The sequence below is a fragment of the Lentzea alba genome (assembly GCF_047445655.1).
In the GTDB taxonomy this organism is placed as follows: domain Bacteria; phylum Actinomycetota; class Actinomycetes; order Mycobacteriales; family Pseudonocardiaceae; genus Lentzea; species Lentzea alba_A.
Window position 1 is genome coordinate 58,068 of sequence record NZ_JAJAEG010000042.1, and the last position, 22,049, is coordinate 80,116.

Here is a 22,049-nt window from a genome sequence, read left to right on the forward strand (position 1 = left end):
TCCTTCACGCGGCCTGGTACACGGTGGGGTCGGCGATGCCGTTGTCGCGGAAGGCTTCTTGGCGTTCGGTGCACGTTCCGCAGGTGCCGCAGTGCACTGCTCGGCCCCTGTAGCAGGACCATGTGCGGGCGAACGGCACCGCCAGGGCCTCGCCGACGCGCACGATGTCGGTCTTGGTCAGCGTCAGGAATGGGGCGAGCACCTGGAATCCGGGCACCAGCAGGCCCTCGTTGGCCGTCTGCACGCTGCGGGCGAACCGCTCCACGAACGGAGGCCGGCAATCGGGGTAGATGGTGTGGTCCCCGGCGTGCGCGCCGAAGGCCACCGCGTCCGCGCGCACCGCGATGGCGACCGCCACGGCGATGTCGAGCATGATCGCGTTGCGGTTGGGCACCACCGTGGCTGCCATCGACTCGTCGGTGTAGTGCCCGTCGGGCACCGCCACCGAGGTGTCCGTCAACGCCGAACCGGTCAGCAGCGCGCCCAGGCTGGTCAGGTCGATGATCCGGTGCGGGCTCAGGAGCAGCCGTGCGATCTCGGCGGCGTGGTCGAGCTCGACGCGGTGGCGCTGCCCGTAGTCGAACGAGACCAGCGTCAGGCGGCTGTGGCGGGCGGCGAGCCAGTAGGCCAGCACGGTGGAGTCCAGGCCGCCGGAGGCGATGACGACGGCGTGTTCGGGGTGGCGGTGCTCGGACTGGTCGATCGTCATGGCCGGTCACCACGTCCGCGTGAAAGTGCGCCGAACCGCGCCGACAACGGCTCCCCAACTCGGGAGTTCCTCGCCCGCCTCGGGGCGCTGCAACCAGCGCAGGCCGCCCTCGGTCTCGCCGAAGGCGGGCAGCGCGACCGTGTCGCCCGGCCTGTACCACCCGACCTGGGCGGCAATGAGGTCGTCGACGGTCAACTGGCGCATGGGCGTGCGCGGCTGGGTCAAGAAGACCCAGTCGACCGCCTTCTTGCCGGGCACGACGATGATCGGAGCGCGCATCATCGCTCGGACGAGCTCGTGGTTGACCTCGCCGCCGAACCCGGCCCGCATCACCAGCGCGTCGACCGTCTCGCCCAGGCGCAGTCGGACTTCGCCGGTTTCCGAGTCGATCGTCGTCGGCCAGCTCAGCAGGTTGGTGTAGTACCGCCGGAGCACGCTCGGCGCGATGGCGTCATGCTGCCGGGTGTCGGTCGCGGTTGCTGTGGTCATGGAAAGGCTCCCGTCATGCAGGGGTTGGTGCGGCGGAGCCGAGGCGCCTCAAGGGAAACCCCGGCCCCGCCGTGATCGAGGACGCGGCACTCATGGCCGCAGATTCGCGTCGACTGACCGTCGGCGCGCGTTCGCGAATCAGGCGACGTCAGGCATCGCTCCGACCCCGTACCGGCGACCGGATGCGGAGCGCACGGTCGTTGGCCGGTTGTCGAGACGGCTCACGCGGCTTCGCCCTCCCTGATGAAGCCCAAGCCGTGCGTGCCGACCGTCGCCAGCGCGTGCGACAACACCGGTGACGGTGGCTGCTTCGGCTCGCGCCAATGCCTGCCTACGTAGGACGACACGGCCTGGCTGTGTCTGCCGGACGTGGCTTCGGAGCGTCGTTGCCGGAATGCCCGCAACAGCAGGCAACTGACGAACACCACAGCGGCGATCGCAGTGATGATGGGAGCCAACGAGATCACGCGGCCCCACCTCGCAGGGCGGGGATCGCGGCGGAACCAGGTATCGGGGTCGTGGTTCCACCGCGATATGACGGCGAAGCAGGGCGCCCCGCGACGGTTGGGGGTCCACCGTCGCCGTACTGCTTCACCGTGCTCGCTGTGCCGATCTCCTCGGAGAGGCCAGACCCACCGGGGGCAGGGGTGGCGGCCACCTCAACGGCCGTGGCGATAACGGAGCGGAACTGCTCGGTCTCAGCGGCGTCGAGCCTGGCCACCTCACCTGGGGGCGCCATCACTACGACGTCCGAGCCACGCACGAGCACCGTCAAGCTCCGAGGGCGGCCGGCGATATCCCGGCACGTCACCGCCCAAGGTCCGCGGTCGTTCATCGTGCGCCACCGCCTCGTGCGGTGGTCCAACTCCGTACCCACACCGGCTGCACGAGGAAACGCGGCACAGCGAGCTTTGTTTGTGGGCATCGCGAAACCGCAGGTTCCGCGAATCGCTGGGAGAGTGTCATCATCTACTCCGTAACTCAGCGAGTCCCGATTTACTTTGTCCCGAACTTCTGCTACTCCCATAGCGTCAAGCGTTCAGTTGTTCACCAGCCGAACCGGGGGCGCGGGTAACGGTGCTGGTAGAACCGCTGCGAACCCGCCAACGCAGCTAAACGTCCGCCGCGCGGCGCGAACCAGAGCGGGGACGCAGCGGCGATGGGGCGTCCACGGGGCGGCAGCGCACGTGACCTGCGGATTTCCCAATCGGGCACGCTTGTGCCAAACGGGTGAATCCGCGTAATACTCTGGGTACTGGCCGCAGAATTGCGAGACACGACGGGGCGACTTGTGATAGCCGCAGTCAGTATTGAACCGCGCGGGCAGGCGCACTCCGGAAGCCGAGTCACTCCTGCTGGTCAGATCCCTTAAGGTTCTGGGGTTCCGTTGGCGCGGGTCGGCCTTGACCTGCGCAAACGACGGCGGGACGATCCTGGGGCCACCGGCGCGGAGGGAGCGGTATGGCTGTGCGGCGACAGAGCCTCGCGGAACGTCGCGAAGCCCTGGGGTACACGCAAGAGGCACTCGCCAGCAGGATGGGGGTCGACCGGTCCACGGTCGCACGCTGGGAACGAGGCGTTCAGAAGCCACAGCCCTGGATGCGGCCGAACCTGGCGAAGGCACTCCAGCTGACACCCGACCGCCTCGTCGCACTTCTGGATGGAATAGCTCCACATCACGCGGCCCCATCGACGGTTGCACCCGGAGACCCATCCGGGTTGAGTCACCTTGACGGTCAGCAAGTCGTCGACAGCATCTTTGCAACAGCTCAACAGTGGCAAGTCGCCGACCGTAGAATCGGTGGCGGTGCCCTGTATCCGTCGGTCACCCAATACCTGACCCACGAAATAGCTCCACAGTTGGTTTCGCCCACATTCGGCGTCTCCGTTCCTCGACTGTTCGCCGCCGCCGCGTCGATCACCGAGATTGCCGGATGGATGGCACACGACAGCGGAGAAGACGGAAGCGCACGGGGGTATTTTGATCGCGCCTTCCGACTGGCGTTGGCCGGGAACGATCGGGCATTGGCCGCGAACGCCTGTGCCTCAATGGCGCATCTGGCAATCGAGCTGCGACAGCCGCACGACGCCTTGCGCATCGCCGCTGAAGGGCTTGGGCAAGCCACAACGGCCTACGGCACCTCGCGCCTGATCGCCCGACTCCACGCCATGCGCGCCCGCGGGCTCGCCCTCATCGGCGACCGCGCCGGGTGCTGCAACGCGCTGGAAGACGCCGAGCGCGTCCTCGACAAGGTTCACGGAGAACAACCCGCTCAATGGGTCGCGGGGTTTGACGAGGCGTCATTGGCCAGCGAGGCCGCGCTGTGCTTCCTGCAACTGACGGAACTCGGTGAAGCCGAACGGTGCGCTCGGGAAGTCATCCGCCTGCGGTCGGGAGACCGCGTTCGAAGCCGCACCTTCGCCCAACTCACCCTCGCCAACGTCCTGGTGCACGCGGGCCGGGTCGACGAAGCGGCAGCGATCGGCCACGAAGCCTGTGACACGACCGCCTCCTTGCACTCGGCGAGGGTGGTCCATCAACTCCGAGCCCTCGGTGGCGTGTTGAGCCTGGCACCGAAAACGAGCCCGGTCTCCTCGTTCCTCGCCGCTCTGGCCGGCCTCTCGGCCGCCTCCGGCGAAGTCAACAGTGCGGCGTCGTCGTGGCCGGTATGACCGACGACGAGGCGCGCTTCGCCTACCTTGCGGAGGGCAACGCTAGGCAGGCGCGCAAGCGCGTAGCCGCCGACCTGCTGATCCGGGACGAAGCCGGGCGCGTTCTGCTGGTCAACCCCACCTACAAGGACAACTGGGATCTCCCCGGCGGCATGGCGGAGAGCAACGAACCGCCGCGAACGGCAGGCGCCCGCGAGCTCGCCGAGGAACTCGGCCTCACCGTCACCGCCGGCCGTATCTTGGTGCTGGACTGGGTCGGACCTCACGGACCGTGGGACGACCAGCTGGTGTTCATCTTCGACGGCGGGACGTTGTCACCCGCGCAGGTGAAGACCATCCGAATCTCCGATCCGGAGATCGCAGAGTTCGCCTTCGTCGAGCTCGCTGAGGCCAAGGCCATGCTGAGGCCCGACATGGCGCAGCGCCTGGCTCGAGCCCTTGACGCCCTCGCGACGGGTGTCACGAACTACTCGGAGTGAACGGGGTGGCAACCAGCCGCTCATGTGCGCTGGGGAGCCGACCGCGCTCAACACGACGGGTCGCCACGGTCCCCAATGCTAGGAAAGGGATCGAGCGGCATCGGGTCGTCGCGTTCGACACATCCGGTCGTCCTGAGCGTGACTCGAACAACCGCTGCGAGCAGCCATCCGAGAAAAGTTCCAGTGAACAGCGCCGTCCAGCTCTACCAGCCCGAGCGCGAGTCCCAGGAGACCAGCGAGCTTGACATCACCGCACCGGGTCCGCCGCCCCGGACGAGGTCGATAAGCTGCAAACAGGCGTGTGTCAGACAGCCGAGCGCAGGGCTGGCTGTTCGGTGGAGTGGAATCTCGACCTGTCTGCGTCCTGAGCGAAACCCCACTGCACGGCCGGTGCGAGGCTGGCCAGCAATGCCTCCGCCAGCGGGGTCAGCTCGTACACGGTCGACTTCGGGAACCGTGCCGGGAACTCATGCCGAATCACGAGCTCCTTCTCCTCCATGCTGCGAAGAGTGCGGGTCAGGATGCTGTCGTGCAACCAGCGGTCGGAGTCGGGTTGCCCGATCGCAGTGTCGTGGATCGTCGCCAGAATCTCGGAGAAATGTTGAGGGCCGTCAGCCAGTGCAGCAAGGATGGCCGGCACCCACTCGCCTTTGAACAGCTGGAGCAGTTTGTACAGACCGAACCAGTATGTCGGTTCCTGAGCCGGGACCACTGTGCGGCCGGTCATGCATCGTGTTCGCTGCTGTGTGGGCACGCAGCTGTGCTCGCATGATTCCGGCTCCTCGTCGAACTCGTTGACGTGGTCGTCGAGACCAGCGCCGAGTGTCGGCGAGGCGAGGCGGATCATGTTGCGTCCCGCTCGCTTGGCGTACCGAAGGGCGGCGTCGGCTTCGAGCAGCAGCTTGTCGATATCGGCGTCATCCGTGCCTGAGGTGTGCACTGCGATGCCGATCGAGACACTGAATCCGCTGAGGACCGCCTTGATGCCGGAGCCGGCAGTGGGACCGAGACTGATCGCGGCAATGCCTGCATGGATGCGTTGCCCTACAGCGAGGGCGTGTTCGGTGTCGGCGCCCGGCACCAGAACAACGAACTCGTCGCCTCCGAAACGGCTCACCAGATCGGAGTCGCGCACAGCGCTGCGCAGCACCTGGGCGGTTGCACGCAGGACTGCGTCACCAGCCGGGTGGCCGAACTCGTCGTTGACGGGTTTGAAGTGGTCGAGGTCGATGATGAGCAGCGTGACCGGCCGACCACGGCGCATGGCCTCGTCGAGGGCGTGTGGGGCGTGAACGTCCCAGCCCCACCGATTGAGCAAGCCTGTCAGTCGATCCTGATCCCAGCTCCCCCGAGGCTGGCCACACGATGCGCACTGTTGTGGCGTCGTTTCACGCGGTCGTGACGATGTGGCTGTAGTTGTCGCGGTCATCCTGACAGTCCCCCGAACGCGTCTACCCGGCGTAGCCCGCCGGAGTTGTACTGGATTGCTGATTCAGGTTTGTCACCCTTCAGGGCGGTTGAAGGCGAGTGTTCGTGACATTAGGCTGACAAGAGCAAGACTTCAACCAGAATGCGCCGATCTAGTGAAGAGTCCTCAATTGGGTACAAGTTCAGGCTGGGGGTGGGCGTATGGACGTACAGGCGTTGCCTTCGTTCGCGGCTGTGCTTGACCAGTTGTGCTCGGCCAAACGAGCCGGCGCTGGACGGCCGTACTCCAACGTCGAGCTCGGACATGCCATCGGCGTCACACACAGCTACATCGCGCACCTGCGAAAAGGGCGCCGCGAGCCCACGCTGCAGACCGTCCTCGCCTTGTCTGAACCCTTAGACGTGCACCCGGCCTTCTTCGTCGGAGGCCGCCGCGACCGCACGCCTGATCTGCCCGGCCGTCCGTTCGCCGTCAAGCTCAACCGCCTGTTCTCACTGGTACACCCGCCTGGCCAGGGTGAAATCACTCCTGAGGCCGTGGCTGCTGTAGTGCGCCGCAGGGCGGAGGCCATTGGCGACGACGGTTGGACGATCGCCCCGAACACCATTCGCGACCTGCGCAGCGGCAAGAACCCAAGCCCAAAGCTCAAACACGTGATCGCCCTGGCTGTCGCCTTCGGTGCGGAGCCCGCCTACTTCTTCGACGAGGAGCTGGCTGCCCGTGTGGAGGAGCAGTTGGAGACCCATCAAACGATGGAGCGCCTGGGGGTCAACGAAGTCATCCTGAGGGCGACAGCGACATCCCCTTCGGCCGAGGTGCGGACCAAGGTGGTGCTGGCGCTGGTGCGCGCGTTGCGGCCTGAGATCGAGTCCGAGGAGCTGCGGCGGCTGCTGGAGCAACCCGCTCTCGACCTGTCCGGAGCTCTTGGTGAAGGCGAGCCCGAGGTGATTCGCGATGAAGCGGCCGACTGATGCCTGCGATCTCGTTGTGGCGCAGCAGCAGAGCTGTGGAGGGTGGTGATGCGGTTATGAAAGCTCGGCACCTGCGAGGCCTGCGCGACGAGTTGATCCGCGACTTGGACCTCGCGCCTTCGGCGACGACCGAGACCGTGTGCCTCCGCCTGTGCGAAGTGATGGCCCAGCGCCTGCAGCGAGAGGTCAGACTGCGATTCGACGACCTGGGCGCTGGTGTGAGCGGCCTGTGGGCGGTCACTGACGACGATGTTCACGTGGTCATCGTGACCACCGCCCGCAGCTGGGTGCACCGGCTGCTGATCCTGCTGCACGAGATAGCGCACATGCTCTGCGGCCACCGGCCCATGCAGCTGACCGCAGAGGAAGCCCGCGCGTTGTTCTATCCCGATTTGTCTCCGGACATGCTGCGGATCCTCGCCGGGCGCACGACACTCACACGCGCTGAGGAACGGGAAGCCGATCAGGTCGCCGGCGCATTGACGCAAGGACTGATCGACTGGGCCCAACGGCAAGACACCCCGCCATTCGAGCCCGGCCGGGACGACCTGGCTACCAGGGCTTGGTACACCCTCGGGTACTCCCCGCGAGGTCACCATGGTTGACGGGATCTTCATCGTGGCAGCGCTGGGCATCGCAGCGCTGGGCTTGTACAAGTACCAAGCGCTGCGCCACGCTCCAGCCGATCGCAAACCGGCGATCCGACCTGTCTGCGTCTCCTGCCTTTTTGCCGCTCCCGCAGTGCTGCTGGCCGCGCCCGCCGTCGGCGTGAACCTCGACGGCATAACCGACGTGCACAGCCTCTCGATCTTGCTGGGCTTCTGCTTTGCCTTGGGGTTCGTCTGCTCGGTGCAAACCATGCTCGTCTACTGGCTGCATCCGCCGGCGGCGGCGTGGAAGACCTCGCGGTGGTTGGTGCTGACCTACACGAGCGTTGCAGCCACGATCATCGTGTTGTTCTTTCTCGGCGACCGCCCTGCGGAGCATCACCTCGACTTCGCTGCTGCATACGCACGGGCGCCCTACCTGGCCCCACTGCTGGTTCTGTATTTCCTGTCCTATGCAGTCGGCGTGGCCAACGTCGTTCGCCTGTGCTGGCAGTGGTCTCACCATCCGGAAACCGCCGATCGACCTTGGTTGCGTCGAGGACTGCGCCTGACGGCTGTGGGGATTCTGTTCCCGGTCGCCTATGGCGTCATCAGCCTGGCCGCGGTGATCGGCAGCTGGTTCGGTGCCGAGTTGGACTCCTGGAGCAGCGAGATCGCGCCAGCGCTCTCCGTCCTTGGTGTGCCTTTGGTGATAGTCGGCAACAGTATCGCCGCCTGGGGGCCCGGCCTATCGTCGGTGTGGGGTCGCGTCACGCACCTCGGCGCCGACCTTCGCGACTACCGTGCGCTCGCCGACCTGTGGCGCGCGCTGCGGAGCGTCGAGCCAGAAATGGTGCACACGCCCGGTTCACTGGCCGATCGGTTCAGCCTTCGAAGGCGACTGTTCTGGCGCGTCATCGAGATCAACGACTGGCTCCACCAACTCTCCTCGCAACGCGATGCCAATCTGACGGCCGCTGCTCGACAGCAAGCACACCAAGCTGACCTCGACGACGTGCAAACCGCGGCCCTGGAGGAAGCCGTCCACCTAAAGACTGCATTGCTGGCCCGAACGGCTGGCGGCAGCCACGCCGACCATCCAAATCAGACTCATGCTGACGACGCCGATGACGCTGGGCATGCCTTCGCCGGCGAGCGTCGACGACTCGTTCTCATCGCCCGTGCCTTCACCAGTCCGCTGAGCGACGAGGCGGTTCTGGCCGCAGCCCAGACAACTCAGTCCGTGCGCGCACAGCCGCATCCCTAAGCCCTGGCAGCCATTCGGGAAGGACGCTCGCCCATGCCCACCGGAAAGCCGTTGCACGCTGTCGTCCTGGGAGGTGGGCTTGCCGGCACCCTTGCTGCGGCGGTACTGGCCCGTCATGTCGACGTGGTCACCATCGTCGAGCGCGACCGACTGCCCGACGGACCTGTCCACCGCGGTGGCACACCACAGGCCCACCACACCCATGTTCTCGTCTCCGGCGGCGCTCGCGCGTTGGATGAGCTGTTGCCTGGCACTACCCGAGAACTGCTCGATCACGGTGCGCAGCACATCGGCGCACCCAACCGACTCCTCGCGTTGGTCTCGAGCGGATGGTACGAGCGCTTCGAAGAGATGCAGTTCCTCATCGCCTGCAGCCGCAGTCTGCTCGACTGGATCGTCCGCCGCTGCGTCCTTTCCGACCCCTGCATCAACGTCCGCCAAGCCACCGACGCCGTCGGTCTACTCGGGGGTCCGAAGCAAGTCACCGGAGTGCGCGTTCGGGACCGGCCGACCGGGCAAACGAGCGAGATCGAAGCCGACTTTGTCGTCGACGCCACCGGCCATGGTTCCTCCGTCATCGAGTGGCTCACCACGCTCGGGGTACCAGCACCGACCGAGGTGCACATCGATCCGCAGGTCTTCTACAGCACCCGCCTCTACCAAGCACCAAATGCCGCCAGGGATGGATTTCCTGAAATCAACATCATGTCCGATCCAGCCCGCACCGACTACGTCAAAGCCGGGGTACTGGTACCCATCGAAGACGGGCAATGGATCGTCACCCTCGTCGGCACCCGCGACCACCAACCACCCACCGACGAGGTCGGGTTCGCCACGTACGCCCGAAGCCTGCGCCATCCCATCATCGCTGACCTCATCGACACGGCCAAACCTCTCACCTCACCTCGCGGCTTCCGCATCCCAGGCAATCGGCGCCGGCACTTCCACGATCTACCGGACTGGCCGGGCGGCTTTGTCGTACTCGGCGACGCCGCCTGTACTTTCAACCCCATCTACGGACACGGCATGGCGATCGCCGCCCGCGGTGCACTCGCCCTCGACTCAGGACTTCGACGACACGGCATCAACAACGGCGCTCATCGCCTCCAACGCAATATCGCCGACGAAGCCGACCTCGCTTGGGAGATGGCCACCCGCCAGGACCTGCGTTACCCGACAACGCTCGGGCCACGTCCAGGCCCGGTCGCCCGCCTGCAACAACGGTTCCTGGACCGCGTGACCTCAGCGGCAACCACGCGCCCCGCCGTCGCCGCCGCGCAACTGGCTGTCTACACCCTCTCGGGACCACCCAGCCGTCTGCTCACTCCTCGAGTCCTATTGGGCATCCTGCTAGGCCCACGAAGAGCGCGGATCGAACCTCCTCTCACCGCCGACGAACAGCCTGCATCCTCGCGACCGAGTTCGTAGCCGATGAAGCCCCGTTCGTCACAAGCGGATTAGAGATACCGGGCATCTGGCATCGCCGAAAGGCACACGGCAACGAACGCGCCCAACAGGAGGGATGGCCCCATAGGCAGGGTCGCATCTCGTGTCAGGCGACCCGTTGTTCGAAGCACCAGCCAGCTGAAGGCCGCGACGAACCAGCCCAGCACTGTGCCCGCGAACAACTCCGGCCATCCCAGCCAGCCGAGCGCGAGTCCAAGCAGGCCACCGAGTTTGACGTCCCCTGCTCCGAGCTCTCCACCGGTGACCAACGCGATGGCGAGGTAGACCACCGCGACGACTGCCATACCTGCCAATGCCTGAAGCAGGCTCGACATCTTCCCGTGCACTGCGGTGGACACGAGCAGCAGAGATCCGACAGCGACGGCGACCGGTAGGAGCAGTCGGCTCGGCAGGCGTCGTTCCAGGACATCGACAGTGCCGAGTGCGACCCCTCCAGCAGCGAGCGCACTGAAGGGGAGGAGGTCAAATCGGTCGCCGAGCCGCCAGGCCAGTATGGCGAACGCGACTGCAGTGATCGTAGAAGGAACCCATTTCAGGGGAAACACTTCGGTGGAACGGGAGACAAGTAGCTTCCTGGTCGGAATAGCGAGGGCTGCACCGGTTAGCAGCCCAACACAGGCCCACACTGGAACGAGGGCACCATCCATTCCGCCACCTCCTCGCTGGGCCTGCATCGAGCAACACCGCAGCACTGTCCATCCTCGCAGGCACGGACGCTTCCAGGTCGTCCCGCAGCTGGATCTGGAATAGCTCAAGGCTAACCCGAACGAGTGAATATTCCGCCTGGCTTCTCCTACTGACTTCAAAGTCAGCGCCTTACGCACGTTGATGCAAGTTGGGGGTCACGGTGTAGACCTGGTAGTGCAGCGCGAGATTTCAGCTCCACGGGCAGAAACGGGGTGTGGTGTGGATCCACTTCAGATCGCCACCATCACGGACAGTCGAGTCGGGCGCGTGTTCGTTACGAGTGCGGCATTGTTGGCACTCGCCTCCTGCATCTCTGGAGACACGAACAGTCCCGCGACCAACGCGAGCGAGCCGACCGTGCCGTCGGCCAGCCTTACGGCGCCGCAAAGCCCCGTGGACGACGCAAAGGGGCGTGCACTCACGGCTTACCTGGGGATGTGGGATGACTTCGTTGCGGCGGCGGCCACCTCGGACTGGCAGTCACCCAATCTGGGTCGGTACGCGACCGGGATCGCGTTGTCGACTCTGTCCCGCGGCCTGTATGCGGACCATTACAACGGCCTCGTCAGTAAGGGCTCGCCTACCCACAACGCGCAGGTGTCCTCAGTGGACCCTGCAGTAGACCCGGCGAAGGTGATCATCAGTGATTGCAGCGACTCCACCAACGCACTGAAGTACCGCGCGGACAACGGGCAGCGTGCCGACGACGGTCCCGGCGGACGTCGTCTGATCAAGGCGACCGTGGAGAAGCAGTCTGACGGATCTTGGAAGGTATCTAGCTTCGGTGTGCAAGGAGTTGGGACATGCTGACCCTCAAGCGCGCAGGCGTTGTGCTGAACCTCGCCCTCACTCTGGTGCTCGTAAGCTCAGTACCCGCATTGGCTGATATCTACGGCAAGGTGGACTGCCGACAGAGTTCGGCGCCGGAGTGTCAGCTCGACGCTGGCACGTCCGGTCAGGGCACCAACCAGGGAAACGCTGCCCATAAACCCGGTCACACAGGCTCTGGAGACGATTCGGCCGCCAGTGAGTTCGGGTGCCGTTATGTTCAGGTCGACTATCAGCCACCGGGTGGCCAGCCTGAGGGGCCTGGCGGCTGGTTCATGGTGCTGTGCTCGCCCGATGGCAAGGACCCCGACTCGCACGGTCCGGTATGGGTTCCGGCAGGCGCGAACACCCCACCGACGATGACGCCCGCGCAAGTCGCGCAGCTCGCCCGCAAACAGCTGCGGCTGCCTGCTCCCTCCATCGCCGCCAGCCCTTCCGGCACTCAACTGGTGCATCTGCCGACGTGGCTGTGGCTGTCGAGCGGGTGGAGTCCGGTATCGGCGACAGCCTCCGTACCAGGCGTGTCCGTGACCGCCACCGCGACGCCAACGTCGGTCTCATGGTCGATGGGAGACGGGAAGACGGTCACCTGCGCCGGTGCCGGCACGCCGTTCCGGCCCGGTAGCGACCCGAAAGCACCGTCACCGGACTGCGGCCACACCTACCGCATCTCATCAGCGAGCCAGGCTGGGCAAGCGTTTCCGGTCGCCGCGACGGTGCGCTGGACGGTCAGCTGGGCAGGCGCAGGACAGGGCGGAATCCTCCCGGACCTGATCACAACCACCAACGTGTCCTTCCGGGTCGCCGAGTCCCAAGCGCTCAACCACAGCGGCTGACTCTCGTACGGGAGTAGTACCTCCTTCGAGAGCAACACAAGAACAACTCGTCCTTCCGCTCGCCCCGACAAGCCAGTGGCGACGCGGCGCACTACCCCCATGCCTTTGGAGGTACCGGCGTGAGTACCAACACCACGATCCGGCCCGACACCGACCGAGCCACGAGCACGGCCAACGGCTCCTGGATCGACGACGGCAAGAAGCCTCCGGCCTCGCGGTTGCGCACCACGGGGCGCCGCCGCAGCGTGCCGTACCTGCTGCTCGGCGTACTGCTCGTCCTGGCCTGCGTGGGCGGTTTCGTGCTGATCTCGCTGAACTCCGGAGATCGGCAGGCCGTGCTCGCGCTGGTCCGCGGCGTGTCGGTCGGGCACGTGCTGACCACGCAGGATTTGCGGCAGGTCAACGTCGCGGTCGACCCCGGCGTCGCGGTCGTGGGCGCGGACCAGGCGGCCACCGTGGTCGGCAGGCCGATGGCCACCAGCCTGTCGGCCGGGGCACTTCTCACCCCGGATGCCGTCGGCGGCGCCGCGCTCCCGGCGAGCGGGCAGGCCATCGCCGCCCTCGCGCTCAAACCCGGCCAGTTTCCCGCGGAAGTCGGTCCGGGCGCGCGGGTGTCGGTGGTGTTCGTGCCCGGCCAGGCCGGAACCGCGACCAGTCCGCCCGCCGACGGCGGCACGGTCTGGCCAGCGGTGGTGACCAGCGTGACCACCCCGGCGAACGACCAGAACACCGTGGTCTCGGTGCAGCTGTCCGAGGCCGCCGCCCGCCAGGTCGCCGCGGTGCCGGCCGGTCAGTTGTCGATCGTGATGCTCTCCGCTGGAGGTCGCTGATGTTGATCTCGGTCCTGTCTCTGAAAGGCTCACCGGGCGCTACCACGCTGGCCGTGGCCTTGGCCGCTCGTTGGCCCGCTCCGGCGCGCGCACTGGTGGTCGAGGCGGATCCTTCCGGCGGCGATCTCGGCTTGCGGTTCTCGCTGTCCTCGACACCAGGGCTGGTGAGTCTCGCCGCCGCCGCGCGTCGCGGCGGCGACGCCGACCTGGTGTGGCGGCACACCCAGCAGCTTCCCGGCGGCCTGCCGGTGGTCGCTGCTCCACCCGATGCCGACCAGGCCCGCGCGGCGCTGTCGGCCTTGACGCCGGACCCGACCAGCGGGCTCGGTGTTCTGCGCGCGGCGGCCAACCAGCCGGGCACGGTGGTCATCGTCGACTGTGGGCGCGTGGACCCCGGCTCGCCCGCTCTGCCGATCGTGCGCGCCTCCGACGCGGTCGTGCTGCTGTCGCGGGCCCACGCCGACGACCTCGCGCACCTGCCGCGCCGGCTGCCCACGGTCGGCCGCTGGAGCCCGAACCCCGTGCTGCTGCTGGTCGGCGAGGGCTACTCCACCGCCGAGGTCGCCCGTGAACTCGGCGTGCCGCCGCTGGGGCGCGTGCCCGACGACCCGAACGGCGCGGCCGTGTTGTGCGGACGGCCGAACAAGCTGCGCTGGGGTCGCAGTGGTCCCGCGCATTCGGTGCTAGGCCGCTTCGCCCACCGGGTCGCCACTGAACTCGCCACCCGCGAGCGCACACCGGCGAGCCGAACTCAGCCCCGGCCCGCTGAACCGGTGACCCAGATCCCGCTCCTGCGCCCGGTTCCGGGTGTACCGCCCGGCGCGGTCTCGTCCAACGGTGTCCGCGTCGCACCGAGCCCCGCCACCGACCACCGCGACCAGCAGGGAGGGCAGGCGTCGTGACGTACCCAACCAACCAGTATCCGGCGCCGGTGCCGCTGCGCCCCCACCAAGAGCAGCCCGGACCTGCCCCGTTCGGTAGCGCCGCGCCTGGCCCCGACGCCGGTGTGCCGCCGCTGGGGTGGGGCACTGACGAGGACACGGCTGACCTGTCGGCGGCCACGACGCGGCTGCGGCAGCACCTACGGGAGCGGCTGAACGCCGAGCTTCCGCAGCGGGTGGCCGATCAGCAGGACCGCACCGGGACGACCGCCACCCGCGAGGCCCGGCGCGAGCTGGCGCGCGGCATCCTCGACGAGGCGCTGCGCGTGCACACCGAGAACGAGCTGGCCGCGGGCCGGCAACTGCTGCCCCGCGAGGTCGAGCAGCGGGTCATGGGCGAGGTCGTCAACGAGCTGTTCGGCATGGCCGGGCTTCAGCCGCTGTTGGACGACCCGACCGTGGAAACGATCAACGCCAACCGCTTTGATCGGGTCTTCGTCCAGTACAACGACGGCCGCCGCGCCCCAGTCGCCCCCATCGCGGGCTCGAACGAGGAGCTGACCGACCTGGTTCGGCTGCTCGCCGCCCGAGCCAGCAGCCAGGAACGCCGGTTCGACCAGGGCTCCCCGGCGGTCAACCTCCAGCTCCCCGGCGGCGAGCGGCTGTTCGCCGTCATGGGCCTGACCGCCGGCGGGGTGACCGCGCTGTCGATCCGCCGCCACGGCTACCTCACCGTCACCCTGCCCGAGCTGCGCCGCCGCGGCACCCTGGACCCCGGCTTGGAGGCGTTCCTGCGGGCGCTGGTCAAGGCTCGCAAGAACGTACTGATCACCGGCGGTACCGGCGCGGGCAAGACCACCCTGCTGCGGGCGCTGGCCTCGGAGATGGATCCGCTGGAGCGGATCGTCACCATCGAGGACGCCTTCGAACTGGGTCTCGACCACGACCCGGACATCCACGCCGACGTGACCGCCTTCCAAGCCCGCGAAGCCAACGTCGAAGGCGAGGGCGCCATCAGCCAGGCCGAACTCGTCCGCTGGGGCCTGCGGATGAGCCCGGACCGGGTGATCGTCGGCGAGATCCGCGGTCCCGAGGTCATCCCGATGTGCAACGCCATGTCCCAGGGCAACGACGGCTCGATGGCCACCCTCCACGCCTCCAGCTCCCGGATCGCGTTCACGCGCCTGGCCTCCTATGCCGCCCAGGGTGTCGAGCGGCTACCGCTGGAAGCCACCAACCTGCTGGTCGCCTCGGCGGTGCACTTTGTGGTGCACCTTGCCCGCGCCGAGGACCGACGTACCCGTGTCGTGTCCTCGATCCGCGAGGTCGTCGGCGCCGACGGCCCGCAGGTCATCTCCAACGAGGTCTACCGCCCCGGCCCCGACCGCCGCGCGCGCCCGGTGGCCGGAGCGCTGCGCAGCGACACCCTCGACGACCTGGCCGACGTCGGCTTCGACCCCGGCGTGCTGGAGAACCCCGAGGGCTGGTGGGGGTCATGAACGTCACCCTCAGCCCCACCACGGCTGCCGCGGCGCTGCTCGGTGTCGGCACCGGGCTCGGCCTGCTGCTGGTGATCCTCGGCTGGCGCGGAACCGACCCACGGCGTCAACGCCGCACCCGGACCCGCGCGGCCGGGACCGTCGACCAGCACCGAAGCTTGCGAGTCGCGCTCGCCGTGACCGCCGGAGTGATGACCGGTCTGCTCACCGGATGGGTCGTCGGCGCCGTCCTGGCCGGCCTCGCCGCCTGGGCACTTCCGCGGGTGCTGGGCCGCGACCCCGAGCACGCCCGCCGAGTCGCACGGATCGAGGCCATCGCCACCTGGACCGAGATGCTGCGGGACACCCTGTCAGCCGCAGCCGGGCTCGAGCAGGCCATCCTCGCCACAGCACCGCTGGCACCGACGGCCATCCGAGGCGAGGTCGGCGAGCTCGCCGCCGGGATCGAGAACGGCGAGCGCTTGGCACCCGCGCTGCGCCGACTCGGCGAACGCCTGGACGACCCAGTCGGCGACCTGGTCATCGCCGCCCTCCTGCTGGCCGCCGAACAACAGACCCGCCAGCTCGCCGAACTGCTCGGGTCGCTGGCCGACGCCGCCCGCGGGCAAGCCTCGATGCGGATGCGCGTCGAGGCCGGACGCGCCCGCATCCGCACCTCGGTGCGCGTCATCGTCGGCACCACCCTGGCCTTCGCCGTCGCCGTGGTGCTGCTCAACCGCAGCTACATGGGCGCCTACGACAGCGCCGCCGGACAGATCGTGCTGCTGGGCATCGGAGCACTGTTCGCCGCCGGGTTCACGTGGCTGAACCGCATCGCCCGCGTCGCCCAGCCCGACCGCTTCCTCTCCACCGCCGCCGACCAGGACTCGGCAATCCGCCCGGCACAGGTCCTCGTCACCGCGAGGCAGGAGTGAACGCCATGATCACCTACATCGCCCTGGGAATCGGATCCGGGATCGGCCTGTGGGCCTTGGCGGTCTACCTGTTCCCGCCACGACCAGCCCTCGGCGCGGTCCTGGCCCACGCCACCGCCCCACCCGCTCCAGCACCCATCCTCACCACCGACGACACCGGCTGGGCCGCACGACTCGGCCGACACGCCGTTGCCCCGCTGCGAGCGCTCGGGCTCCCCGGCCCGCGCCTGGCCAAGGATCTGGCAGTCATCGGCCGCTCGACCTCGACCCACCTGGCCGAGAAAGCCACCCTCACCGTCGCCGGGCTGCTGTTGCCCGTCCTGCTGACCGTGGTCCTCACCGTGGCCGGGCTCGGACCCGGCTTCGAGTTCCCAATCATCGCCGCACTCGTCCTGGCGGCCGTCGGGTTCGTCCTGCCGGACCTGCAAGCCCGCTCCGAAGCCGCGAAGCTGCGCACCGGGTTCCGCCACGCCCTCTCGGCCTACCTGGACCTGGTGTGGATCACCCTGGCCGGGGGAGCCGGAGTCGACAGCGCGCTGGGCGACTCGGTGAACATCGGACGAGGGTGGGCGTTCGAGCAGATCCGCCGCGCCCTGGACACCGCTCGCCTCACGCGCACGACCCCGTGGGCGACCTTGCGCCAGCTCGGCGAGGAACTGGACGTGACCGAGCTCGCCGAGCTCGCGGCCTCGGTCAGCCTGGCCGGCACCGAGGGCGCCAAGGTCCGCACCTCCCTGGCCGCCAAAGCCGGAGCACTGCGCACCCACCAGATCACCGAGGCCGAAGGCGAGGCCCAGGCCGCGACCGAGCGCATGAGCCTGCCGGTGATGGCTCTGTTCCTCGGGTTCCTGGCCTTCATCGCCTACCCCGCGCTCACGCAGGTCCTCAATGGACTGTGAAACCCCCGCGAGTTCACGAATTCTGAATCCTCGACCACCACGAACCGAAGGACGGAGGTGCTGAAATGATCCTACGAGAACCCTTGGGTTGTCGAACTGGCGGTGTGGTTGGAGACCGTGCGGACGTAGCGTTCGGCGCCTTGGGTTGTGATGCCGAAGAAGTCGCTGAGTCGTCGGGCGTCTCCGTCGGTCACTGCCGCTTCGAACAGGATGCGGTCCTGGCGGATGGCGTCAGCGGATACGCCGATCGTGTTGCTGATCCAGCTTGGCGTGACACAGCATGTTCTGACGCCAGTGTGTCCGTTGATGAACAGGTGTGGGTTGACGGTGTTGGGCCATCGTCGTGCGCGTTCGTTCAGCCAGTTTGTGAGCTTCTCCCGAGCTTGTGGCGCCAAGGGAACAACCCTTCGTCCGATGCGGACTCGATGGTCGCGAAGGTCTGTCAGCAGGAGGCTGCACAGCTCGTTGGACCACAGCGCATGGAATGCGACGAGAGCTGCCAGGGCTTCTCGATCCGGTTTGCCGGAGGTGAGCGCCTCGCGGACTTTGGCAAGCTCCATGGGCAGGGGTTCGCTTTCCTGCACCACGATGCGGGGCAGGCGCGTCGCCGGATTGCTGAAGATGACCTGCTTGCTCTTGAGGATCCGGAACAGATCGCGCACGCTCGACAGGGTTCGCCGCTGATCCTTTGGGCTGGCAGGAAGGGCATCGAGGATCGTCTGCCGGTTGACCTCGCGAAGCGACAGGTATCCGGCCTCGGCCCAGGAATTCAAGATCGTGCCGAGGCTGGCGATGTGGCGGCGAAGTGTTGGTTCGGCGGTTGGCTTGTAGCGAGGCGGTGTGGTGGTCCCGTGTCTGCGAATGGTGAACCACTGGGTGAACTCGTGGGCCATCTGTTCGGGCAGTCGTACGGCGTGTTGGGCGAAGAAGCCGTCCAGAGCGGGTTGCCGGTCGTCGTCGAGCATTCCGGCGGAAGCGAGAACTTCCAGGACCGACTTGAGGTTGTCGAGCCCACGTCCTCTCGTGACCGCGCTGACATCGCTGGCTGGGATCGCTGCTCCGGGAGCGTCCTGCAGGGCGAGCAGAATTCGGATAGCGCCACGGGTGTTGACGACGAGGCCTTCGCCCCAGCCGAAGCTCGTAGCGTGGCCGAGAAGAACGTTGTCCAGTGCGGCTTCCAAGTCCGGCAGCGGCGGGACGAGTGGGCAACGTCGTGTTCGTGGATGCCGCCGCGGCAGGTCGAACAGCGTCAGCTGGCGGTGAGCTACCGGGTATCGAGCGGGCCAATTTCGTTGTGGGACGAGTTCAGTAACGGGGTCGGGGCGTTTCTCGCGGAACAGGTCGGCGATGAACAACTGCTGGCCATTCCGGTTGGCGTCACAGACATCCATGCTCTCATGTGCGGGCCGGACCAAGTGGGCCTGTCGACAGCACAATCGGCAGTAGCCACGGGCGTTGACGACGACCCGCCGCTTGCAGGATGGGCACGGCGCCGCCGGTTCTGGAAGCCGTTTGTGCCAGCCGTGGCAGCCCTGACAGAGTCCGCCGTAGGTACGAGTGACGCCCCAGGCCAGGCAGTCCCGGCACGACTCGACAACGGGTGCCTGCCGGTGGCAGTGACGGCACAGATTGCCGGCGTAGTAGTTGTCAGTGGAGCCGCATCGCTTGCAGCGCGGTGGCCTCTTCCACACCCGCGGAACGCACTCGTAGCAGCATTCCCTGCCGTAGTAGGGGATCGGGCGCACACCGCAGCGGGCGCATTGCCGCACCTTGGTCATGCCGGCGGTGTAGTCCGGTTGCGGCCGAGGCGGGGACGAACGACAGCCACACCGTCCGCGGTCGCGTGCGTGCGCTGGGTGGGACGCCGGGCGGCGACCTTCTCAGGTTCGCAGATCAGCAGGTCCGAGGGCTGGCAGTTCAGGACCGTGCAAATGATGTCGAGGTCGTCGAGTCTGATGGTGGTTGGGGTGCCGGTCCACAGGCCGGACATCTTGCCCGCGCTGATCTCCAGGCCGGCCTCGGCCAGCCTCCGTCTGAGTTCGGTGGACTTCCAGATCCCGCGCTCGGCGGCCTTGAGTCGCAGGTTCCACTGCACCGGATCACTCCTGTTCGCCAGCGAGACGCGCGGCCACACGGTGGTTGGCGGCGTCCCACGCTTGTTCGATGTGCTCGGCTTGGACGTGGATATAGCGGGTGGTGGTCGACAACCATTCGTGACCGAGCAGGTCCTGAATTGCCTTGAGGTCCAGGCCGCGCGCGTAGAGCGACGACGCGCAGAAGTGCCTCAGCCCGTGTGGCGTGAGCCTGCCCTCCCAGGCGGGGAGCCAGCAGCACACTGCGCCTGCCAGTCCCGAGCGCAACGCATCGTCTCCGGCCCGGCGACACCGTCCGGTATCACGGTCGCGTCGTTCGCTGGGCAACAGTGGCGCGTCAGGATCGGCCCAGTCATCGCCGAACTGATGACGGATGTCCATGAGCCACCACGACATCAAGGCATCGACGGAGTTGATCGCAGGCACCAGGCGAGTCTTGGGACCGCGTCCGTGGCTGCCCTTGCCGAACCGCACGTGCAGCTTTCCGTATTCACCCAGATCTGGCCGCCAGTCACGAATGTCGAGCATCACGGTCTCCTGGATCCGCAGCCCGGCCCTCCGCCACAGCGACGCCGCGAAGTAGTCACGCGCCGCGGGCAGGAACTTACGGGTCTCCGCGAGACTGGCGGCCCACGCACTGAACAAGGAGTCGACTTCGGACTCCGACGGTGGTATCCGACCGGCGCCGTACTCGGTGCGGGCTGGCCGGTTGTGTTCGTCGATCGGCTGGCTGACCACGTGACCGGTCAGCAGATGGATTTCAGCTTGGTATCGGGAGATCAGGAAGTCGAAGTAGCCGGCCAGCGACAGCGCTTTGTGCCGCACCGTGGACTTCGCCGAGCCGCGTTCGCGCCGGAGATATGCGAGGTATCGATCAGCGTCGGCTGGCTGAGCTGTCCACACTGGACGGCTGACGAAGCGGACGAAGTCGAACACGACCGCGCGTTCGGCAGAGACGTAGCTGTCGGTCAGGCCGGCGCCGACCATCGCCAACACGTACTGGTCGACCAGTTCCTGCTCGAAGTCCTCGAGGTCCTGCGGCGTCCGAAGCCGTTGGGAGGACCCGAGCGAGCGCACTACCGCCAGCGCCACAGGCACCTCACTTCATCGGAGACGACCAACTATCGCAATCTCCGACATACCTTCAGGATTCGCGACCGGACTTCAACATGTCCACGCGATCGAGTGAACCCACCGCCACCTGCAAAGCAGGCGAATCAACAAGTTCCGCCCGCGAACGAACTCGCGGGTTTCCCGATGCATCTCGCGCGGACAACGACCGAACGTGAACGACAAGGGAGGACAACACGATGCGCACTCAAGTAGAGGCATTGTGGACAGTGGTGCAGGCGCGATGGGAGGAGCTGCGGCGCCAGCCGGAGGCCGGGTACTCGACCGAAACCGTCCTGGTGACCGCGCTGCTGGTCGTGGCCGCGCTCGCGGTGATCGCGATCGTCATCGCGAAGGTCACCGAGAAAGCCAACGGCATCACTCTGTGATCCCCATGAGCCACAAGCACAGCAAGCGGTCACCAGCGACTCGCGCCGGATGGCGTCGGGTCCGTCAAGCGCTGCGCGGTGATCGTGGCTCGGTCAGCGCGGAACTGGTCATCGCGACACCCCTGCTGTTGCTGATGCTGCTGGCCATCGTGCAGTTCGCGCTCTGGTCGCACGCCACCCACATCGCCCAAGCCGCCGCCTCGCAAGGGCTCGCGGTGGCACGGTCCCAGAACGGGACCGCCGCGGCCGGCACGTCCAGCGCGCAGCAACTGCTCGACCAGCTCGCGAGCGGCCCGCTCACCGGCTCCACCGTCGCCTCGGATCGCACTGCCGCCTCTGCCTCGGTCCGGGTCAGTGGCATCGCGACCTCGGTCGTGCCGTTCCTGAGCCTGCCGGTGCACGCCGAAGCCGTCGGGCCCGTCGAACGCTTCGTCCCCGACCTGGCAAGCCGGTGATCGGGATGGTCCGCCAAACGATGTCCCGTGCACCCGTCACGCCCCCAGGACGGCGCCACGGTCGCGCGCGCCCCGGTCGGCGGGGCTGGGCGGCCTGGTGGCGTGCTGATGACGGCGCCGTCGCTGCCGAAGTCACCATCGCCGCGCCGTTCTTGGTCATGCTGTTGGTGTTCGTTGGGGTCGTGATCCACCGAGGGGTGGACGCGCGGATCCGTATCGACGACGCCGCCCACCAGGCTGCTCGCGCCGCCAGCATCGAACGCACTCCGACGGCCGCGACGACCGCGGCCCAGTCGACCGCGGCGAGCGCCCTGTCCTCGGCGGGGGTGACGTGCGCGTCGTTGTCGGTGAGCACGTCGACCGGCGGCCTGCGTCCCGGCGGCACGGTCAGCGTGACCGTGTCGTGTGCCGTCGACTTCGGCGATGCGCTCATCCTCGGCGTGCCCGGCGGCAAGACCTTGTCGGCCACCTCCATCGAACCCGTGGACCTCTGGCGTTCGACCCTGAACACCGGGAGTTTCAATGACCGTGTCAAGCGGCCTGGGCCGTAGGTGAGC

Annotated in this window: 25 protein-coding genes and 1 pseudogene; 17 read left to right on the forward strand and 9 right to left on the reverse strand. The window is 67.4% G+C overall.

From position 1 onward, the window contains the following. Window positions 1-4: 4 nt before the first annotated feature. The 4 genes from queC to LFM09_RS44045 all read right to left on the reverse strand — a co-directional run bounded on the left by queC (window position 5) and on the right by LFM09_RS44045 (window position 1,967). The gene (gene queC, locus LFM09_RS44030) at window positions 5-709 is read right to left on the reverse strand and encodes a 7-cyano-7-deazaguanine synthase QueC (RefSeq protein ID WP_414102588.1); all 705 of its coding nucleotides are present in this window, start codon (window positions 707-709) and stop codon (window positions 5-7) included. A 6-nt stretch (window positions 710-715) separates the two neighbouring features. Continuing rightward, the gene (locus LFM09_RS44035; protein WP_414102589.1) at window positions 716-1,198 is read right to left on the reverse strand and encodes a hypothetical protein; all 483 of its coding nucleotides are present in this window, start codon (window positions 1,196-1,198) and stop codon (window positions 716-718) included. Window positions 1,199-1,419: 221 nt separating this feature from the next. After that, window positions 1,420-1,665, reverse strand: a complete 246-nt coding sequence (locus tag LFM09_RS44040; protein WP_414102590.1) for a hypothetical protein — start codon at window positions 1,663-1,665, stop codon at window positions 1,420-1,422. Further along, the gene (locus LFM09_RS44045) at window positions 1,662-1,967 is read right to left on the reverse strand and encodes a hypothetical protein (protein ID WP_414102610.1); all 306 of its coding nucleotides are present in this window, start codon (window positions 1,965-1,967) and stop codon (window positions 1,662-1,664) included. The genes LFM09_RS44040 and LFM09_RS44045 overlap by 4 nt, the downstream gene beginning before the upstream one ends. A gap of 692 nt (window positions 1,968-2,659) precedes the next feature. Here LFM09_RS44045 and LFM09_RS44050 point away from each other — a divergent pair. The 3 genes and pseudogenes from LFM09_RS44050 to LFM09_RS44060 all read left to right on the forward strand — a co-directional run. Then, window positions 2,660-2,839: pseudogene (locus LFM09_RS44050) on the forward strand (helix-turn-helix transcriptional regulator); the annotation flags it as partial. A gap of 78 nt (window positions 2,840-2,917) precedes the next feature. Next, on the forward strand, window positions 2,918-3,871 hold the full coding sequence (locus tag LFM09_RS44055; protein ID WP_414102612.1) for a hypothetical protein: 954 nt from the start codon (window positions 2,918-2,920) through the stop codon (window positions 3,869-3,871). After that, window positions 3,868-4,350, forward strand: a complete 483-nt coding sequence (locus tag LFM09_RS44060; protein ID WP_414102591.1) for an NUDIX domain-containing protein — start codon at window positions 3,868-3,870, stop codon at window positions 4,348-4,350. Before LFM09_RS44055 ends, LFM09_RS44060 begins: the two co-directional genes overlap by 4 nt. A 304-nt stretch (window positions 4,351-4,654) precedes the next feature. On the opposite strand, the gene LFM09_RS44065 is transcribed toward LFM09_RS44060, so the two are convergent. Further along, window positions 4,655-5,779 (reverse strand): diguanylate cyclase, encoded by a 1,125-nt coding sequence (locus tag LFM09_RS44065; protein WP_414102592.1) that lies wholly within the window; start codon window positions 5,777-5,779, stop codon window positions 4,655-4,657. A gap of 200 nt (window positions 5,780-5,979) precedes the next feature. Here LFM09_RS44065 and LFM09_RS44070 point away from each other — a divergent pair, with 200 nt between their 5' ends. The 4 genes from LFM09_RS44070 to LFM09_RS44085 are packed head-to-tail and all read left to right on the forward strand — an operon-like array spanning window position 5,980 to window position 10,032. Next, a complete protein-coding gene (locus LFM09_RS44070) occupies window positions 5,980-6,750 on the forward strand; it encodes a helix-turn-helix domain-containing protein (RefSeq protein ID WP_414102593.1) in 771 nt (256 codons plus the stop codon). A 56-nt stretch (window positions 6,751-6,806) separates the two neighbouring features. Then, window positions 6,807-7,355: a hypothetical protein gene (locus tag LFM09_RS44075; RefSeq protein ID WP_414102594.1), complete on the forward strand. Its 549-nt coding sequence runs from the start codon at window positions 6,807-6,809 to the stop codon at window positions 7,353-7,355. Continuing rightward, window positions 7,348-8,604: an MAB_1171c family putative transporter gene (locus LFM09_RS44080; protein ID WP_414102595.1), complete on the forward strand. Its 1,257-nt coding sequence runs from the start codon at window positions 7,348-7,350 to the stop codon at window positions 8,602-8,604. Before LFM09_RS44075 ends, LFM09_RS44080 begins: the two co-directional genes overlap by 8 nt. Before the next feature lie 33 nt (window positions 8,605-8,637). After that, a complete protein-coding gene (locus LFM09_RS44085; protein WP_414102596.1) occupies window positions 8,638-10,032 on the forward strand; it encodes an NAD(P)/FAD-dependent oxidoreductase in 1,395 nt (464 codons plus the stop codon). Between the two features lie 29 nt (window positions 10,033-10,061). On the opposite strand, the gene LFM09_RS44090 is transcribed toward LFM09_RS44085, so the two are convergent. Further along, window positions 10,062-10,718: a prepilin peptidase gene (locus LFM09_RS44090; protein WP_414102597.1), complete on the reverse strand. Its 657-nt coding sequence runs from the start codon at window positions 10,716-10,718 to the stop codon at window positions 10,062-10,064. Window positions 10,719-10,977: 259 nt separating this feature from the next. Here LFM09_RS44090 and LFM09_RS44095 point away from each other — a divergent pair, with 259 nt between their 5' ends. From LFM09_RS44095 to LFM09_RS44125, 7 genes are all read left to right on the forward strand, one after another. Then, window positions 10,978-11,568 carry a hypothetical protein gene (locus LFM09_RS44095; protein WP_414102598.1) on the forward strand — a complete coding sequence of 197 codons (591 nt, stop codon included), beginning with the start codon at window positions 10,978-10,980 and terminating at the stop codon, window positions 11,566-11,568. Further along, the gene (locus tag LFM09_RS44100) at window positions 11,562-12,422 is read left to right on the forward strand and encodes a hypothetical protein (RefSeq protein ID WP_414102599.1); all 861 of its coding nucleotides are present in this window, start codon (window positions 11,562-11,564) and stop codon (window positions 12,420-12,422) included. Before LFM09_RS44095 ends, LFM09_RS44100 begins: the two co-directional genes overlap by 7 nt. Window positions 12,423-12,541: 119 nt before the next feature. Then, the gene (locus LFM09_RS44105) at window positions 12,542-13,252 is read left to right on the forward strand and encodes a hypothetical protein (protein WP_414102600.1); all 711 of its coding nucleotides are present in this window, start codon (window positions 12,542-12,544) and stop codon (window positions 13,250-13,252) included. Next, complete coding sequence (locus LFM09_RS44110) at window positions 13,252-14,154, forward strand: MinD/ParA family ATP-binding protein (RefSeq protein ID WP_414102601.1); 903 nt, start codon at window positions 13,252-13,254, stop codon at window positions 14,152-14,154. The genes LFM09_RS44105 and LFM09_RS44110 overlap by 1 nt, the downstream gene beginning before the upstream one ends. Window positions 14,155-14,258: 104 nt before the next feature. Next, on the forward strand, window positions 14,259-15,632 hold the full coding sequence (locus LFM09_RS44115; protein ID WP_414102611.1) for a CpaF family protein: 1,374 nt from the start codon (window positions 14,259-14,261) through the stop codon (window positions 15,630-15,632). Continuing rightward, window positions 15,629-16,546: a type II secretion system F family protein gene (locus LFM09_RS44120; protein ID WP_414102602.1), complete on the forward strand. Its 918-nt coding sequence runs from the start codon at window positions 15,629-15,631 to the stop codon at window positions 16,544-16,546. The genes LFM09_RS44115 and LFM09_RS44120 overlap by 4 nt, the downstream gene beginning before the upstream one ends. A gap of 5 nt (window positions 16,547-16,551) precedes the next feature. Then, on the forward strand, window positions 16,552-17,445 hold the full coding sequence (locus LFM09_RS44125) for a type II secretion system F family protein (RefSeq protein ID WP_414102603.1): 894 nt from the start codon (window positions 16,552-16,554) through the stop codon (window positions 17,443-17,445). A 71-nt stretch (window positions 17,446-17,516) separates the two neighbouring features. Here LFM09_RS44125 and LFM09_RS44130 read toward each other — a convergent pair whose 3' ends face one another. From LFM09_RS44130 to LFM09_RS44140, 3 genes are all read right to left on the reverse strand, one after another. After that, window positions 17,517-18,836, reverse strand: coding sequence for a hypothetical protein (locus LFM09_RS44130; RefSeq protein WP_414102604.1), 1,320 nt, complete (start codon window positions 18,834-18,836; stop codon window positions 17,517-17,519). A gap of 383 nt (window positions 18,837-19,219) precedes the next feature. Further along, window positions 19,220-19,540, reverse strand: a complete 321-nt coding sequence (locus LFM09_RS44135) for a helix-turn-helix domain-containing protein (protein ID WP_414102605.1) — start codon at window positions 19,538-19,540, stop codon at window positions 19,220-19,222. 4 nt (window positions 19,541-19,544) lie between these two features. Further along, on the reverse strand, window positions 19,545-20,636 hold the full coding sequence (locus LFM09_RS44140) for a tyrosine-type recombinase/integrase (protein WP_414102606.1): 1,092 nt from the start codon (window positions 20,634-20,636) through the stop codon (window positions 19,545-19,547). A 212-nt stretch (window positions 20,637-20,848) separates the two neighbouring features. On the opposite strand from LFM09_RS44140, the gene LFM09_RS44145 reads away from it, so the two are divergent. Genes LFM09_RS44145 through LFM09_RS44155 form a run of 3 tightly spaced genes read left to right on the forward strand, consistent with a single transcriptional unit; the run spans window position 20,849 to window position 22,043 of the window. Next, complete coding sequence (locus tag LFM09_RS44145) at window positions 20,849-21,037, forward strand: hypothetical protein (protein ID WP_033440875.1); 189 nt, start codon at window positions 20,849-20,851, stop codon at window positions 21,035-21,037. 5 nt (window positions 21,038-21,042) lie between these two features. Continuing rightward, window positions 21,043-21,492 carry a TadE/TadG family type IV pilus assembly protein gene (locus LFM09_RS44150; RefSeq protein ID WP_414102607.1) on the forward strand — a complete coding sequence of 150 codons (450 nt, stop codon included), beginning with the start codon at window positions 21,043-21,045 and terminating at the stop codon, window positions 21,490-21,492. Window positions 21,493-21,512: 20 nt separating this feature from the next. After that, complete coding sequence (locus tag LFM09_RS44155; protein ID WP_414102608.1) at window positions 21,513-22,043, forward strand: TadE/TadG family type IV pilus assembly protein; 531 nt, start codon at window positions 21,513-21,515, stop codon at window positions 22,041-22,043. The last annotated feature ends 6 nt before the right edge of the window (window positions 22,044-22,049 follow it).